This window comes from Psychrobacter sp. UBA2514 (assembly GCF_002341255.1).
Taxonomy (GTDB): domain Bacteria; phylum Pseudomonadota; class Gammaproteobacteria; order Pseudomonadales; family Moraxellaceae; genus Psychrobacter; species Psychrobacter pacificensis.
Genome location: NZ_DDNS01000033.1, coordinates 25,387 through 41,128, shown reverse-complemented (window position 1 = coordinate 41,128; position 15,742 = coordinate 25,387). Strand labels below are relative to the sequence as shown.

At 44.1% G+C, this 15,742-nt stretch carries 12 protein-coding genes and 1 pseudogene; 11 read left to right on the top strand and 2 right to left on the bottom strand.

Annotated elements, in window-relative coordinates; translation table 11 throughout:
- The 8 genes from B3V51_RS09170 to B3V51_RS09135 all read left to right on the top strand — a co-directional run.
- On the top strand, positions 1–716 hold a 716-nt coding region (locus B3V51_RS09170), incomplete at its 5' end, for a DNA polymerase III subunit psi (RefSeq protein WP_286708299.1).
- Between the two features lie 92 nt (positions 717–808).
- Positions 809–1,945 carry a 3-phosphoserine/phosphohydroxythreonine transaminase gene (serC, locus tag B3V51_RS09165; protein ID WP_286708298.1) on the top strand — a complete coding sequence of 379 codons (1,137 nt, stop codon included), beginning with the start codon at positions 809–811 and terminating at the stop codon, positions 1,943–1,945.
- 295 nt (positions 1,946–2,240) lie between these two features.
- Complete coding sequence (locus B3V51_RS09160; RefSeq protein ID WP_286708306.1) at positions 2,241–4,073, top strand: extracellular solute-binding protein; 1,833 nt, start codon at positions 2,241–2,243, stop codon at positions 4,071–4,073.
- Positions 4,074–4,205: 132 nt separating this feature from the next.
- Positions 4,206–4,985, top strand: coding sequence for a hydroxyacylglutathione hydrolase (gene gloB / locus B3V51_RS09155; protein WP_093070791.1), 780 nt, complete (start codon positions 4,206–4,208; stop codon positions 4,983–4,985).
- Between the two features lie 101 nt (positions 4,986–5,086).
- The gene (gene yejB, locus B3V51_RS09150; RefSeq protein WP_093070793.1) at positions 5,087–6,157 is read left to right on the top strand and encodes a microcin C ABC transporter permease YejB; all 1,071 of its coding nucleotides are present in this window, start codon (positions 5,087–5,089) and stop codon (positions 6,155–6,157) included.
- A gap of 62 nt (positions 6,158–6,219) precedes the next feature.
- Complete coding sequence (locus B3V51_RS09145; RefSeq protein ID WP_071003610.1) at positions 6,220–7,278, top strand: ABC transporter permease; 1,059 nt, start codon at positions 6,220–6,222, stop codon at positions 7,276–7,278.
- Positions 7,279–7,294: 16 nt separating this feature from the next.
- A complete protein-coding gene (locus B3V51_RS09140) occupies positions 7,295–8,962 on the top strand; it encodes an ABC transporter ATP-binding protein (RefSeq protein WP_252962453.1) in 1,668 nt (555 codons plus the stop codon).
- A gap of 183 nt (positions 8,963–9,145) precedes the next feature.
- Positions 9,146–10,450: an iron-containing alcohol dehydrogenase gene (locus B3V51_RS09135; protein WP_212563528.1), complete on the top strand. Its 1,305-nt coding sequence runs from the start codon at positions 9,146–9,148 to the stop codon at positions 10,448–10,450.
- Between the two features lie 473 nt (positions 10,451–10,923).
- Here the strand turns inward: B3V51_RS09135 and folE are convergent, their stop codons facing one another.
- Entirely contained in the window at positions 10,924–11,520 is a 597-nt protein-coding gene (folE, locus tag B3V51_RS09130) for a GTP cyclohydrolase I FolE (RefSeq protein ID WP_212563529.1), read from the bottom strand.
- A gap of 384 nt (positions 11,521–11,904) precedes the next feature.
- On the opposite strand from folE, the gene B3V51_RS09125 reads away from it, so the two are divergent.
- Positions 11,905–12,714 carry an enoyl-ACP reductase FabI gene (locus tag B3V51_RS09125; protein WP_071001612.1) on the top strand — a complete coding sequence of 270 codons (810 nt, stop codon included), beginning with the start codon at positions 11,905–11,907 and terminating at the stop codon, positions 12,712–12,714.
- A 135-nt stretch (positions 12,715–12,849) separates the two neighbouring features.
- Positions 12,850–13,562, top strand: a pseudogene (locus B3V51_RS09115) (YoaK family protein).
- Positions 13,563–13,626: 64 nt separating this feature from the next.
- On the opposite strand, the gene B3V51_RS09110 reads toward B3V51_RS09115, so the two are convergent.
- Complete coding sequence (locus B3V51_RS09110) at positions 13,627–13,791, bottom strand: hypothetical protein (RefSeq protein WP_212563530.1); 165 nt, start codon at positions 13,789–13,791, stop codon at positions 13,627–13,629.
- Positions 13,792–14,179: 388 nt separating this feature from the next.
- Between B3V51_RS09110 and B3V51_RS09105 the strand changes: the two genes are divergently transcribed.
- Positions 14,180–15,601, top strand: a complete 1,422-nt coding sequence (locus tag B3V51_RS09105; RefSeq protein WP_212563531.1) for an SLC13 family permease — start codon at positions 14,180–14,182, stop codon at positions 15,599–15,601.
- The last annotated feature ends 141 nt before the right edge of the window (positions 15,602–15,742 follow it).

Below are 15,742 nucleotides of genomic sequence, written 5' to 3'. Positions count from 1 at the left end.
CCGCGAGTGCTGGAGCTGCTATAGAGACAGTCGTTCAGCCGACCAGTGGTTATGATACGAATGACTCTTATAGCAGCAACCATGATGATGTGAATGACGATACTCATGGTCTAGGTATTCATGAACAGGCAGCCACCGAGCAAAGCCCAGTCACCTATAGTTTTGATAGTGTGAGCAATGAGATATCTGCTACTTCAGATGCACCTCGTCTTCACAATAGTCCAGATATCGAAACAAACCAAACCGCCGCATTTTTTATAGATGAAGTGGTGCAGTCAACAACTGCGCCTATTGCGTCACATCAATTATCTCAAAGCAGTCATAATAGTGATAGTGTAAATGACGACAGCTTGAAAAAGGTAGCACCATTTAGCTTACAAGGTGGACGCTATGGGGATTGGGTGATATTGGTTGATATTCAAGCACTTAATAATGATAGCCAAAAGCTATGGAATAATATCACTCAAGCACTCTCAATGACTCATGAGACGACCTCATTTCCGATTTGCGCCGGTATGGACACAGTAGAGCTTGCCAATGCCAGCCTTGCTGGATATGTCTTTAGAATTGGTCTGCGCGAAGAGATAAAAGTTGCTGCTTTAACAGTACTACCTGAAGGTCTTCAGCACCCCAACCTTATGACTGTGCCTACATTAGATGACATGATTGTAGATAGTGATGCTAAACGTCAGCTGTGGGAGCGCATATCTCATTGAGTGATATTAAAACTGATATCGATGTAAATTTTTTTATCAACAAACTGAAATAAAGGTCGCTTCTTTATTTCATCATACCTAGGACTGTGATTATGTCTACAACCCAAACGTCTACACCCACTGCTAATAATAGTACCCCGCATCGTCTGCCAAACTTCTGTGCTGGCCCTGCCACGATGCCAACATCTGTATTGGAGCGTGCTCAGAGCGAATTGCTCGACTGGCAAGGTCGCGGCCTATCGGTCATGGAAGTCAGTCACCGTAGTAAAGAATACATGGCAATCACTGACAAAGCAGAAGCTAAGCTACGCACGCTCATGGAGATACCAGATAACTATAAAGTGCTATTTTTACAAGGCGGCGCTAGCTTGCAGTTTTCTGCCATTCCATTGAACCTGCTAAATGGTGGACGCGGCGATTATTTGACGACGGGTGCATGGTCAGGTAAGGCTATTAAAGAAGCCCAGCGCTATGAAGCACTTGGTCTGGGTAAGATTAACTTGGTCGCGACTGGCAAAGAGGACAACTTTACGACTGTACCCGCCCAAAGTGAGTGGACTGTGAGTGACGATGCCGCTTATTTTCACTACTGTGCCAACGAGACTATCCATGGTCTACAGATATTTGAGCCGCCACAAGTAGACGCGCCAATCATTGCCGATATGTCATCTTGTATCTTGTCACAGCCGATAGACGTGTCTAAATTTGGTATGATCTATGCAGGTGCCCAAAAGAACATCGGTCCTGCAGGATTGGTCATTGCAATCATCCGTGATGATCTGTTGGGGCAGGCTAGCGCATGGTGTCCTATGCTACTGAACTATGAGCACCAAGCAGACAAAGAGTCTATGTCTAACACGCCAGCGACGTACTCTTGGTACTTAGCAGGACTGGTGTTTGATTGGTTGGAAGAGCAGGGTGGTGTGGCTGCTATTGGCAAAATCAACCAGCAAAAAGCCGATTTACTTTATAAGACAATCGATGAGAGCAGTTTTTATAACAACCCAGTCGATCCTCAGTATCGCTCTATCATGAACGTGCCATTTACTTTAGCAGACAGCAGCCTTGATAAAGTGTTCTTAGAAGAGTCAGAAAAAGCTGGCCTACTTAATCTAAAAGGCCATCGCGATGTGGGCGGTATGCGAGCCAGTATTTACAACGCCGTGCCACTTGAGTGGGTACAGCAGTTGGTTGATTTTATGATAGCGTTTGAAAAAAAGCATGCATAGGTCATACTAGACTTTAAAATAAAAGACGCCGCTTTTATAAGTTGCGTCTTTTTTTATGAGTATATTTATCGATGCACAGTTTGAGTAAAAAGCGTTCAATATCTACCATCATTATATCTAATACCAATGATGTCATACTGATGGATGTCGCACTGACGCCGCGTAACATGGCAAAATATTAGGTTAAAAAACCTAAGTTTGTTATGATGAAATTTTGCTATCAGGCTATTTTGCCGTCAGCGCTTAATTTTTGATACTCGCATTGGTTAGCATAGAGGTTTGTTATAACGTTATGATAAGAAAAAATGCTCTGCTAAAAGCTGTTTTGCTAGCCATCACTGTCAGCTGGATATCGAGCAGTATTGCGGCGCCTATCACAACGACAGCGCTTGGACATAACAGTCCTACGAAATACATCAATGCGCCTTACATGCCCTATGCCAATCCAAAAGCGCCTTCAGGCGGCACGCTTTCGCTAGATGCGCGTGGTACCTTTAATAGTGCCAATAAGTGGATGACCACGGGCGTGCCAATGATCGGCACCGACTATCTGTATGATACCTTGATGACAGGTTCGTTAAATGAAGCGTTTACCATGTATCCACAGCTGGCAAGTAAGGTAACCTATGATCCAGACGATACCAGCTGGATTGTCTATCACATCAATCCTGCTGCCCGTTTTTGGGATGGGACGCCTGTGACCAGTCATGATGTCAAAGCGACTTTTGATGCAATATTAAACAAAGGTCCGATGTCTATTCGTAGCTATTTGGCTGATATCAAAGCCGTTCAAGTCATCGACGAGCAGCAAGTCAAATTTGTCTTTGCCTCTGCTGAAAACAAAGAAATCCTACTGACGGTTGGGCAGTTTCCTGTTTTTGCAAAATCCTCAATTGAGGCTGATTTTGAAAAGATCAGCCTGACACCCTTAATGGGTAGTGGGCCTTATAAGCTGGGACGCGTCGATGCGGGGCGTTCGGTGAGCTACATACGTGATCCCAATTACTGGGGTCGTGATTTGATGGTCAATCGTGGTCGCTACAATTTTGACATGATCAAGTTCGTTTATTATCAAAGCGATGAGATTGCCTTTGAAGGATTTAAATCTGGTCAGTACCGCTTTCGCCCCGAAAACAAAGCATCAAATTGGGTGAGTGGTTATGATTTTCCTGCAGTGAAAGCAGGTCTTATCAAAAAAGAGACCATAACCAGTCAAAACCCAGTGCCCATGCAGGCATTGGTGATGAATTTGCGCCGCCCAATCTTTCAGGACATTCGGGTGCGCCAAGCCCTAACGGCTGCTTATGATTTTGAATGGATGAATAAGACATTATTTCATGGACAGTACGAACGTTTGCAGAGCTTCTTTCACGGGTCGGAGCTTGCGGCAACTGGTACACCATCTGACGCAGAGATGCAGGTGTTAACGCCTTTATTGTCTGAGCTTGAACCGATCCAGCGTAAAGCCGTCTTAGCAGAATGGCAGCTACCCACCAGTGATGGCAATGGCTTTAATCGGCAAGGCTTACTAAAAGCGCGGCAATTATTGCTAGCTGCTGGGTTTTATTATGATGATATGAAGCTCTATCAGCCGAATGGTCAGCCCGCCCAAATTGAGATTTTGATGACAGGCGAGACCATGGGCCGTGTCTTGTTGCCTTATATTCGTAATTTAAAACGCTTAGGGTTTGAGGCAACCTTGCGCCAAGTGGATGGGCCGCAATATTATGAGCGAACGCGCCGTTTTGATTATGATATGGTCGTCGATGTGTTTGCCCAAAGTCTGTCTCCTGGTGCTGAGCAGGCTGCATTTTGGGGTAGCGCGGCGGCTGACGAGCCTGGCAATCATAATAGTGCTGGTATCAAAAACGCAGCCATCGATCAGGTGGCCGCGGCTCTTGGTAATGCCAAAAATCGTGACGAAATTGTGTTATATACGCAGGTGCTTGATCGGTTGTTGCGAGCGGGTCATTATGTCGTACCCTTATATGGTAAGTCTGGCACCAATGTTGCTTATTGGGATCAATACCGTCATACAGACACGTTACCGACCAACGCCGTCGGCATCGATTACTGGTGGGTGGATAAAGAGGCAGAAGGCCGCATCAACAAATATTTGAAGCAGTAAGCAGTACCTGTTGACAGGGTTTGGCCTAATAATAGCTGACTGCCAAACGCATAGGCTGTCACCACGCAGTAAAAGCGCAGCGAAATAATTTAAAATAACGAGCAAAAAAATAACTACTAGTAAGGATTTGCCATGAGTATCCGTATTCACCCAATTAAAGCGTTTAATGATAATTATATTTGGACCTTAATTAATGAAAATAATAAGCAGGCGATTGTCATTGATCCAGGTCAAGCCCAGCCGGTTATCGATTATCTAGAGACGCATGGACTAGAGCTAACCTCGATTTGGACCACGCATCATCATCATGATCATATTGGTGGTGTCGCAGAATTGCAGGAGTCGTATCCGATGACCCATCTGGTGGCGCATAGTGAGCATGGGGTTGATGAGGATCAAACCATTAAAGATGGCAGCACGGTGAGCGCATGGGGCTGCTCTGCACAAGTCTGGGATGTATCAGGACACACCGCCAGCCACATGGCCTATATCTTAGATATCGATGGGCAAAAACATTGCTTCTGCGGTGATACTCTATTTAGTGCAGGTTGTGGACGTGTTTTTACTGGTACGATCGAGCAGTTACATGATAGTTTTAAACGTCTAAATGAATTGCCTGATGAGACACTACTGTATCCTGCGCACGAGTATACGGCCAGTAACCTACGCTTTGGATTGTCTATCGAGCCTGACAACGAGGCAATGCAACAAGCATTAGCGCAAGCTGAGGCACAAACGGCACAAGGTGTGCCGACACTGCCAGTGACGCTAGAGCATGAGCGTGCGATCAACGTATTTTTGCGTACCCAAGAGCCAAGTGTGATTGCAGGGGTTAAATCAAAAGTAACTATCGACGATGATAACTCTTTGACGGTATTTGCAGCGTTACGCGAGCTCAAAAATAATTTTTAATGCAAGTTTTTAATACATAGATATATTTGTGTAGACCTTTAGCACGAAAGAATATACTGCTGTCGTCATCGCCCTCTCTCTTTATTTAGGAAGTCGCTATTATGGGTCGTTATATCTTAAAAAGACTCCTACTGATATTACCGACACTATTTTTGATATTGCTTGCCAACTTTGTAATCGTACAAGCGGCACCAGGCGGACCTGTTGAGCAGCAGCTTGCCCTTATTGAGCAGGGGTCAAAAGATAACGCACTTGGTGGTAATATTGGCGCGGGCAGTGCAGGTGGCAATGACAGCACTTATCAAGGAACGCGCGGTCTCTCTGAGGAAATGGTCGCTGCTATTAATGCTCAATATGGCTTTGACAAATCCGCTCCAGAACGATTTTGGCTTATGTTAAAGAACTACGCTCAGCTAGATTTTGGTGAGTCGTTTTTTAAAGGGCAGTCGGTGACCGATCTCATTATAGAGAAGCTACCAGTCTCGATATCGCTTGGTCTTTGGAGTACGCTACTCATTTATCTGATTGCCATTCCTTTAGGGGTGTATAAAGCGATGCATCATGGCTCAGGCATTGATAAATTCACTGCTATGCTGCTGGCTATTGGACATGCGATACCTGTGTTTGTCTTTGCAGTTATTTTATTGGTATTTTTCGCAGGTGGCACCTATTGGAATATTTTCCCGCTACAAGGGCTCACGTCCGAAAATTTTGACCAGCTCAGCGCGCTTGGTAAGGTGAAAGATTACTTTTGGCATTTGGCACTACCGCTGCTAGCCAGTACCGTAGGTGGTTTTGCGGGCTTGACGTATCTGACCAAATTTAGCTTTTTAGAAGAGCTGGGCAAGCAGTATGTATTGACCGCTCGCGCAAAGGGACTGGGTGAGGGTCAGGTGTTGTATGGTCATGTATTTCGCAATGCTATGTTGATTATCATCGCAGGTATCCCAGCCGCTATCGTTGGTATTTTCTTTGCCGGTAACTTTTTGATTGAGATTATCTTTAAACTAGATGGGTTGGGGTTGTTAGGTTTTGAGGCCATTCAACAACGCGACTATCCAGTGATATTTGGCACGCTATTTATCTTCACCTTGGTAGGGCTACTACTGCAATTAATCAGCGACTTAAGCTATCACTTAATTGATCCCCGTATTGATTTTGAGGGGCGCTAATGTCAAATAATCAATCTTCATCAAAGAGCAGTACTATTAATAGCGAACCAGATAAAGCGCCAATGCCTGAGCACAATCCTCAGGTAGCGCTACCGAAAAAGCAGCGCTTAAACCCCATTTGGCAAGCGCGTTTAAATCGCTTTCGCCAAAATCGTCTTGGGGTAATATCACTGTTTGTTTTTGCAGTGATATTTGTCATTTGCATGGCAGCTAACGTCATTGCCAATGACAAACCTTTACTGGTGCAATATCAAGGCGACTATTACTTTCCGGTATTAAAGGCCTATCCTGAAACGACATTTGGCGGTGTATTTGAGACCGAAACCAATTATAAAGATCCTGCAGTGCAGTCGCTGATTGATGAGCAAGGGTTTTATATAATGCCGCCTATTCCGTTTGCTGATCAGACACCCAATGTCGAGCTTGGTCTGCCTTATCCAGCGGCTCCAAACGCTCAGAACTGGCTTGGCACTGATGATATGGGACGCGATGTGCTGACACGGATACTTTATGGTATGCGCGTCTCATTGTTGTTCGGTCTGGCGCTGACGCTCGCTGGTGCTCTCATCGGTATTATTGTCGGTGCAATACAAGGCTATTATGGCGGCTGGGTAGATCTGGCAGGGCAGCGCTTTATGGAAGTGTGGGGCGGTATGCCTCAGCTATTTATGATTATTATCTTAGTCAGTTTATTTAGTCCCAGTATTATCATGCTATTTGCCATGATGCTGTTATTTGGTTGGATGGGGCTGGTCGGTTTGGTAAGAGCAGAGTTTTTGCGTGCTCGTAATTTTGATTATGTGCGTGCCGCGCGCAATCTCGGTGTGTCTGATAGCCAAATCATGCTCAGACATATTCTGCCCAATGCGTTAGCCTCAAGTTTATCTCAGCTCCCTTTTATATTAACAGCTAATATCATTGCGTTGACTGCGCTGGATTTTTTGGGTTATGGGTTGCCGCCTGGCTCGCCGTCTTTAGGTGAGCTGATGGTACAAGGAAAAAATAACCTTGATGCCCCTTGGCTGGCTTTATCAGGGTTTTTTAGTTTGACCTTTATTTTGTCATTGCTCATCTTCGTTGGCGAAGCACTGCGTGATGCGTTTGATCCGAGGCGCTCTTGATATGACCGATAATATTATGGCTACCGAGCAATACAACGCGCCAACTGAAAATCTTAATCGCGCGCAAGACAAGCTCGTGCTGACAGTAGATAGCCTAAGTATCACAACTGCTACAGGCATCCAGCTGGTCGATGAATTATCTTATGAGCTAAGACAGGGGCAAACTCTGGCTATCGTTGGTGAGTCAGGATCTGGCAAATCGATTGCCAGTCTTGCACTACTAGGTCTGCTACCAGAGAATTTGACGATTAAGGGTGAGGTTCAGCTGGCAAGCACGGCAGGCATGTCTCAACTACCGATAGCGAATGACAAATCGCGTAATGCCGCACTACGTGCTATTCGTGGTCAGCGGATCGGTATGGTATTTCAAGAGCCGATGACAGCGCTAAATCCGCTACATACCGTTGCAAAACAAATCGCTGAATCACTGCGTTTAAGCGGCGTACCCAAAAAACAATGGCGAGCCACCAGCATTGCCTTGCTAAATGACGTCAATATCACGGATCCCTCTGACAAGTTGAATCGTTATCCACATGAGTTGTCAGGTGGTCAGCGTCAGCGAGTAATGATTGCGATGGCATTGGCTCAGCAGCCTGATATCTTGATTGCTGATGAGCCAACCACTGCACTTGATGTGACATTACAGCATGAGATTTTGGCCCTACTAGATGATCTTAAACGCAAGCACAGTATGGCGATGATATTAATCAGCCATGATCTCAATCTAGTCAAGCGTTATAGCGACGAGATTATCGTTATGCGGCAAGGTCAAACGATTGAGCAGGGTCAAACGTCGGCGGTATTTGATCAGCCTAAAGCCGATTATACTCGCACGCTCATTCAGCAAGACTTCGGTCAAGCGCTACAGCCAGTAGCAGATCATGCAGATGGACCATCAACTGTATTAAAAGTGAGCAATCTCAACGTACAATTCCCAATCGAAAAAAGTCTATTTGGGAGTACAAAACGTTGGTTTGATGCGGTCAAAGCTGTTGATATGACCTTGCAAAAAGGGCAGGCATTAGGGATCGTCGGTGAGTCTGGATCTGGCAAAACCACCATTGCACTGGCGCTGAGTCAGCTGCTTGGCAATCAAGCACGAGTGCATGGACAGATAGTGGTGAATGGGCAAGATATCTCAGCACTGTCCAAAAAAGTGCTACGTAACTTTCGCTCGCAGATTCAAATGGTGTTTCAAGACCCTTTTGCCAGTATCAACCCTCGTATGACGGTCATGCAAATTGTGGAAGAAGGACTGTTGGTACAAGGCGTGGATAAAGACGCGCGTCAGCAGGCGGTGATGGAGAGTTTGGCTACCGTCCATTTGCCTTTAGCATTCGCGCAGCGTTATCCGCATGAGCTGTCCGGCGGTCAACGTCAACGCGTGGCATTGGCGCGCGCACTCATCATGAAACCGAGCCTACTTATATTGGACGAGCCTACCTCTGCGCTTGACAGTACCACGCAGGTAACGGTGGTCAGTTTATTGCGTGAAATTCAACAAAAGCTGCAAATAAGTTATGTCTTTATCAGTCATGATCTCAAAGTAGTACACGCACTATGTCAGCATATTATGGTACTAAAACAAGGGGCATGCGTGGAGTCTGGGCTCACAGAAGATATCTTTAGCCAGCCACAGCATCCGTATGCCAAGCAGTTATTAAAGGCGAGCAGTACACAATAATAGCGACATACCAAAAAAGGCAGTGGTACAATCATGCTAGACAGTGGTTTGCTTTATTCAAACATCCTTGCTGTACATATACTTATCTACTCTGCTATTGGCAAACGTCGTTTAGCCTTTATCAACTAGCTCAAACTATTGTTATCGCGGTTAAAATCATCATTAAAAAGGATTTTTGTACCCATGAAAAAACAAAACAGTATTACTAAATTAGTAAAGAATAACAGCTTGCAGTATGCTGGTTATTTGGCAGTGGCTAAGACACGCGCTAAAGTGCTAAAAGCAATCTCTTACGTGATACCTATCAGAAGACCGATGTTGTTTGTCGGTGAGGCTGCCTGTAATGAGCTATGCGACATGCTCATCAATGAAGGCAATACCAATGTCTTTATCGTCACTGATGCCGTGCTAAACAAACTCGGTATCCCTGCAAAAGTCACTGATTATCTAGATGCAAAAAATATCAGCTATCATGTCTATGATGGCATTACACCAGACCCTACTTTTAACGTAGTCGAAGAAGGACTGCGCCAATCTATAGCAGCAAATTGCGACGCTATTATCGCCATCGGCGGCGGCTCAGTGATCGATGCTGCCAAAATGATCGCTATGTCTCAAGGCAATAAATGCAAGCCTCAGCAACTGATTGGGATCCTTAAAGCAAGAAAGCCGTCGGCGCCATTATATTGCGTGCCTACAACAGCGGGTACTGGCTCAGAGGCAACCCTTGGTGCAGTGATATCTGATGATAAAACACACCAAAAAGCATTGTCTATTGATCCAAGAATGGTGCCGCTCGCCGCAGCGATTGACCCCATTATCATGAAAGGTATGCCAGCACACATCACCGCTGATACGGGTATTGATGTATTGACCCATGCATTAGAAGCATGGATGAGTGCCAATGCCAGCGTGGAGACGGACTACTATGCAGCCTCTGCCGTCAAATCTGTCATGCATTATCTACCATTAGCTTACAAAGATGGTGGCAATCTAAAAGCAAGAGAAGAGATGGGAATTGCCGCCCATTATGGTGGTATCGCCTTTAACAAAGCGGGCTTGGGTTATGTGCATGCCATTGCTCACCAATTAGGTGCCTACTATAGCATTCCTCATGGTCGTGCTAATGCGATCGTGTTGCCTTATGTGCTTGATGTTAATCGTAAAGCAAGCAAGCAGAGACTGACCGCACTGGCAAAAAGAACGGGTATGGTAGCAGACGGCCAAGCTGGTCATGGTGATAAAGAAATAGCAGATCATCTCATCGTACAAGTCAGAGCGCTTATCGCAAATTTAAATATTGATCCGACTGTTAGCGGTATGCAGGCCAGTGATTTTGATGATATTGCAAAAGCAGCAGCAAAAGAAGTCAGCGATACTTATGCCGTACCAACCTATCTCTCAGCAGCTGAAATTAAGGAAATCTTAACGAAAATTAAGCAAGTAAGTGATGAGAGTGCTGATAAAGACACTCAGAAAGCATCATAGCATTGTACTTGTACTGATAGACTTATGATAGACAAAAAAAGCCTATGACTCTTTTGAGGATAGGCTTTTTTAACACGTTTAAAACAATATAAGATATTGAAATAAAATAGTTTGTCTCTATATGTTAACTATCCTAAAGCCTGTGTCATGATCAAATCATCTTGTAATTTATCTTGTGCTACGACTTAATAAATTGCAAGTATATAACAATACAGGAATATTTTATTGATACATAAGCGTTACGATGGTTAAATGATATTATGTTTGGGAAATTTTTATGAATCGCATATTATCGTCTACAATGATTAACCTAGTTATCGTAACAATCATTACAAGACTCTGGCGTATACGGCAAAGACTATGAGCTTGATTTGCTAAAACTTGAAATCTTACTTTGTATAGCTAAAACAAAAAGGACGCATTAGCGTCCTTTTTGTTTGTTGTTACTCATAACAGCCTAAAATATTAATAGTTTAAAACGACGGTTGGCGCTTAGGGACGGCACCCAAAAATTCATTACGGGCTTGATTGTTGTGCTGATACTCACCAAGCATCGCAGTACTACGTGTAGTCGAATGCTGTTTGCTGACACCGCGCATCATCATACACATGTGCGAGGCATCCATGACCACCGCCACGCCGCGACAGCCAGTAACATCCATGATGGTTTGTGCAATCTGTTCACTCAGGTTTTCTTGTATTTGTAGACGACGAGCAAACATATCGACAATACGGGCAAACTTCGACAGCCCCAGTACTTGGCCGTCAGGCAGATAGCCAATATGCGCGACACCATGGAACGGTAGCATATGATGTTCACACAATGAATAAAACTCAATGTTCTGTACCAGTACTAGCTCACGATTGGCTGATGGAAAGACAGCATCATTGACCACCTCTTCAATGCTTTGATGATAGCCTTTGGTTAAGTGAGCAAAAGCCTTTGCCGCACGTACAGGTGTGTCTAATAAACCAGGACGATTCAAGTCTTCGCCAGTCGAACCAATCAGTTGGCGATAGGATTCAGTACTTTCTTTATAATCTGGGGTTATTATTGGGGTGTTACTCATAAGTTTGGCAGCCATCCAAAATGTGGGTGTAGCTTAACGTTGAATCCTATCATGTCAGGATTCTTATAAAATTGTGCAAGCTGGGAAGGGCTGTGATTATACTCGAAATCTGCTGAACTTCATACTGCTGTGGTGAGTAGTTCAGAGTTTAGTCATTACAGGGCTGTCAGAGATGCAATTAGAACGGTGACCATGATGATATTTCATTAGTATTATTGCGATACTAATGATAGTAACCAAGTACAGTTTACGACTGTTTACTTAAATGAATTCGTGTATAATAAGTCATCTTTTGATTTGCATCATTTCATGACGCGTCACTTTCTGATTACTCTAAATAAACCTATATTCTAAATCATCTCGATTGATTCAAAAGGAAATCTTATGCTATTGCAAGGACAACGATTTGTCGTAACTGGCATCGCAAGTAAACTCTCTATCGCTTGGGCTATTGCAGAAGCGCTACACCGCGAAGGCGCCTCACTGATCCTGACGTATCCGAATGATAAAATCAAAAAGCGTGTGGACATGGCTGCCGAACAGTTCGAAGCGGATTTGGTGCTAGAGTGTGATGTCGCCTCTGATGAGTCGATTGCTGCTTGTTTTGAGCAAGTAACCGCGCATTGGGGTGATGGTATTGATGGTGTGGTACACGCCATTGGTTTTGCCCCAATGGATCAGCTCGATGGTGACTTTGTGAGTGCCACCACGCGTGAAGGCAGCCACATAGCACATGATATCTCTAGCTACAGCTTTGTGGCATTGGCAAAAGCAGCTCGTGAGTTGCTTGCAATGCGTCATGGTTCTATGCTGACATTAACTTATGAAGGCAGTATCTCAGTATTGCCAAACTACAATGTCATGGGTATGGCAAAAGCCAGTCTTGAAGCCAGCGTGCGCTACTTAGCGACTTCTATGGGCGGCGACGGTATCCGTGTCAATGCGATCTCAGCAGGTCCAATTCGTACGCTAGCTGCTAGTGGCATCAAATCATTCCGTAAAATGCTCGATATCAGCGAAAAAATCGCACCACTACAACGTAATGTCAATCAGATGGAAGTAGGTAACGCAGCACTATTCCTATTATCTCCGTGGGCATCTGGTATCACGGGTGAGATCATGTTTGTTGATGCAGGCTTTAATACCGTCGCTATCAGTGAGCAGTTGATGATGCTGGATGAGCCAGCGCAATAATCATTTAAGTATTTTTTGCGTTGATGGTCATTATCAATGATTCACTCAGCTATTGAAATTGAAAAGGCAGCCAATTGGCTGCCTTTTCTCGTTATACTATGAGTCTTTTTGGCAGTAGACCTTTAGGTGACAAATATGATAACCAAGTTACCAAAGTGGATATTGTGGGGTGGGGCGGTATTGGCATTTAGCGCTGGCTGCGTGAACACAACTGCATTGATGGGATTTGCCAATTTATCGGTCTCGCATGTCACCGGTAATGTCAGCTTGTTTGCAGCAGCTATCGCTTATCGCTTATCGCTTACTCAGATTCTCATAGTATTTTGTATATCGGAGCGCTACTATTGTCTTTTTTGTCAGGGGCAATATTAAGCGGTTTTGTCATTGGGCAGACATCCTTAACACTAGGCCGTCGTTACGGGCGTGCGCTATATTTTGAAGCAGCATTACTAATAGCTGCCTACTGGTCATATCAGCAGCATGATTATCTCGGACAATTGGCAGCAGCGATGGCCTGCGGATTACAAAACGCGATGGTAGCCACTTATAGTGGAGCAGTTATTCGCACGACGCATTTGACAGGACTGACATCCGATATGGGTGCAGCAATCGGTAACTGGCTTGCGGGTCGCTCCATTAGTAAGCCGACATTGGGCTTTCAGGCCGTTATTTGGTATTGCTTCTGCGGTGGCAGTACAATAGGGGCTTTTTTGTTTGCCAAAGTTGGCTATGATGCGTTGCTTGTACCCATCGCAATCGTTCTAACCGCAGCATTTATATATAACTATGTCTCCAACCACTTGCCAGAACAAAGAGAAACAAAACTAAAAAAGCGCTCATCATCATGACAAGCGCTTCTTATTTTTGCTGTTAATACTAGATAACTGGCTTTATCTGCCGTTCTGCCATCTTTTATTTTTCGTCTTCTTCTTGATGATCTTCATGCTCATGCATACCTTGCATCATATCTAGCGCTGAGTCGTCAGTACGCTGTTGATCTTCTTTGGCCAGACTATCTTGATTGATGTCTTTTGGCGCCATTTTTGTGGTTGCATCGGTTTTATTTGCATCTGCCATAGTGTCATTCCTCTTGTTTTTATTGATGATTATCTATCTAACCCTAAGATTATGTGGTATCGGTTTTTACTTGTATAGCCCCAAATGATGAATGTTTGAATGCTTTATGTAATTTTTATCAACCAAGGCGTCCATTCAAAGCAGTGAGAACAAAGTAGTGAGAGAGTTACTATTGAAAAATCTCACAAAGTCGAGAGGTGATTATCATCAACGAATCAAACAGACATCCTAAAAAAACAAAAATAATCAAAATGTATTCATATATAAGTTATTCTGATATGATATTTTCGCGCGTAATGTTCGCTATATGAATATCATGATGTCTTACAATAAGTGTGTTGCAATAATTTTGACTTCATACTCACTTTGGATGCGATAAGGATAATTTATGTCAGAGAAAAAGCTGGATAGCCATATTCCTGATGATGGTAACGAGTATTTATTTACGGATACATTCCCAAAGGGAACGGGAAAAGGATTGATCGTGGTTGCCATTGCGGCAATCATTAGTTTTATTATTTACAGTGTATTGCCATTTGAGGTCAGTGCTAACAAAGGGCTAGCAATGCTGTTTTTTATCGGCGTGCTATGGCTCACTGAGGCGATACACGTCACAATCACTGCGATCTTGGTGGTTGTGGTTGGAACATTAATTGGCATTCCTGATTTTAATGCTGAAGTCGGTCTGCAAAGCTTTGCCAGTCCCATTATTTATCTCTTCTTTGGTGGTTTTGCCTTGGCGGCCGCGTTACATGTACAAAAGCTTGATAGAAAGATTGCGCTAAAAATTCTTTCGTTATCAGGTGGTAAGCTAAGTACCGCTGTACTATTGATTTTTGGCGTGACTGCTTTTTTGTCAATGTGGATCTCAAATACGGCGACAACGGCAATGATGCTACCGCTTGCCCTCGGTATTTTGACGCAAGTTGATAGTAAAGAAGATCGCGGTACATTTGTGTTTGTACTGCTCGGTATTGCGTATTCAGCAAGTCTCGGTGGTTTGGGTACGATTGTCGGCTCGCCACCAAATGCGATCGCCGCAAAAGCCTTGGATATTGCGTTTGTTGATTGGATGAAATTTGGTATTCCAATGATGCTGATACTATTACCAGTATTGTTGGGCGCGATGTACCTATTTCTAAAGCCTAATCTAAACCGCACGATGACCCTACAGCAAGATGAAACTATTCATTGGACCAAACCGCGCGTGCTGACGATTATTGTCTTTATTGTGGCAGCGGTGAGCTGGATACTCTCTAAGCAAATTGGTGCTGCAGTTGGTATCGAAGATACAGATGCCGTTGTTGCATTGCTGGCAGCAGTGGCGGTCGTGAGTTTGGGTCTGGTGTCTTGGAAACAAGTGTCAGACAACACAGATTGGGGTGTATTGATGTTATTTGGTGGCGGTATTGCGCTATCAAATGTTCTAAAAGTATCAGGTGCGTCATTAGTACTGGGTGAGACGGTTGCTAATGGCTTACAAACCGCGCCACTATTGGTTGTGATGCTTGCAATCTCAGCCTTCATTATTTTCTTAACAGAGTTTGCATCAAACACGGCATCAGCTGCGCTCTTAGTCCCTGTATTTGCGGCAATTGCCGAGCATATGGGTATACCGAGCGAAGTCTTAGTACTTATTATTGGTATCGGTGCATCCTGTGCCTTTATGCTACCAGTTGCGACGCCGCCAAACGCTATCGTGTTTGGTACCGGTTTGATCAAACAAACAGAGATGGTACGTACAGGTGTCATCCTTAATATTATCTCTACTGTTATCGTTGGGTGTTGGGCGTATTTCTTCCTATTATAAGTCTAACGAACCATTAGCATTACCATGATAAATAAAACCTGATGTCCCAATATTAATGAGGCATCAGGTTTTTATTTTTTATACTCTCTTAATTTATTACATTATAACTTATGGGGATAATAGGGCGTGTTGAACATTCGC

What these genes read in the sequence shown, in the direction of transcription:
- folE (WP_212563529.1), bottom strand. Translation starts at nt 11,520, where the DNA reads ATGAGTAACACCCCAATAATAACCCCAGATTATAAAGAAAGTACTGAA.
- yejB (WP_093070793.1), top strand. Translation starts at nt 5,087, where the DNA reads ATGGGTCGTTATATCTTAAAAAGACTCCTACTGATATTACCGACACTA.
- B3V51_RS09140 (WP_252962453.1), top strand. Translation starts at nt 7,295, where the DNA reads ATGGCTACCGAGCAATACAACGCGCCAACTGAAAATCTTAATCGCGCG.
- B3V51_RS09135 (WP_212563528.1), top strand. Translation starts at nt 9,146, where the DNA reads ATGAAAAAACAAAACAGTATTACTAAATTAGTAAAGAATAACAGCTTG.
- B3V51_RS09105 (WP_212563531.1), top strand. Translation starts at nt 14,180, where the DNA reads ATGTCAGAGAAAAAGCTGGATAGCCATATTCCTGATGATGGTAACGAG.
- B3V51_RS09110 (WP_212563530.1), bottom strand. Translation starts at nt 13,791, where the DNA reads ATGGCAGATGCAAATAAAACCGATGCAACCACAAAAATGGCGCCAAAA.
- B3V51_RS09145 (WP_071003610.1), top strand. Translation starts at nt 6,220, where the DNA reads ATGCCTGAGCACAATCCTCAGGTAGCGCTACCGAAAAAGCAGCGCTTA.
- gloB (WP_093070791.1), top strand. Translation starts at nt 4,206, where the DNA reads ATGAGTATCCGTATTCACCCAATTAAAGCGTTTAATGATAATTATATT.
- serC (WP_286708298.1), top strand. Translation starts at nt 809, where the DNA reads ATGTCTACAACCCAAACGTCTACACCCACTGCTAATAATAGTACCCCG.
- B3V51_RS09125 (WP_071001612.1), top strand. Translation starts at nt 11,905, where the DNA reads ATGCTATTGCAAGGACAACGATTTGTCGTAACTGGCATCGCAAGTAAA.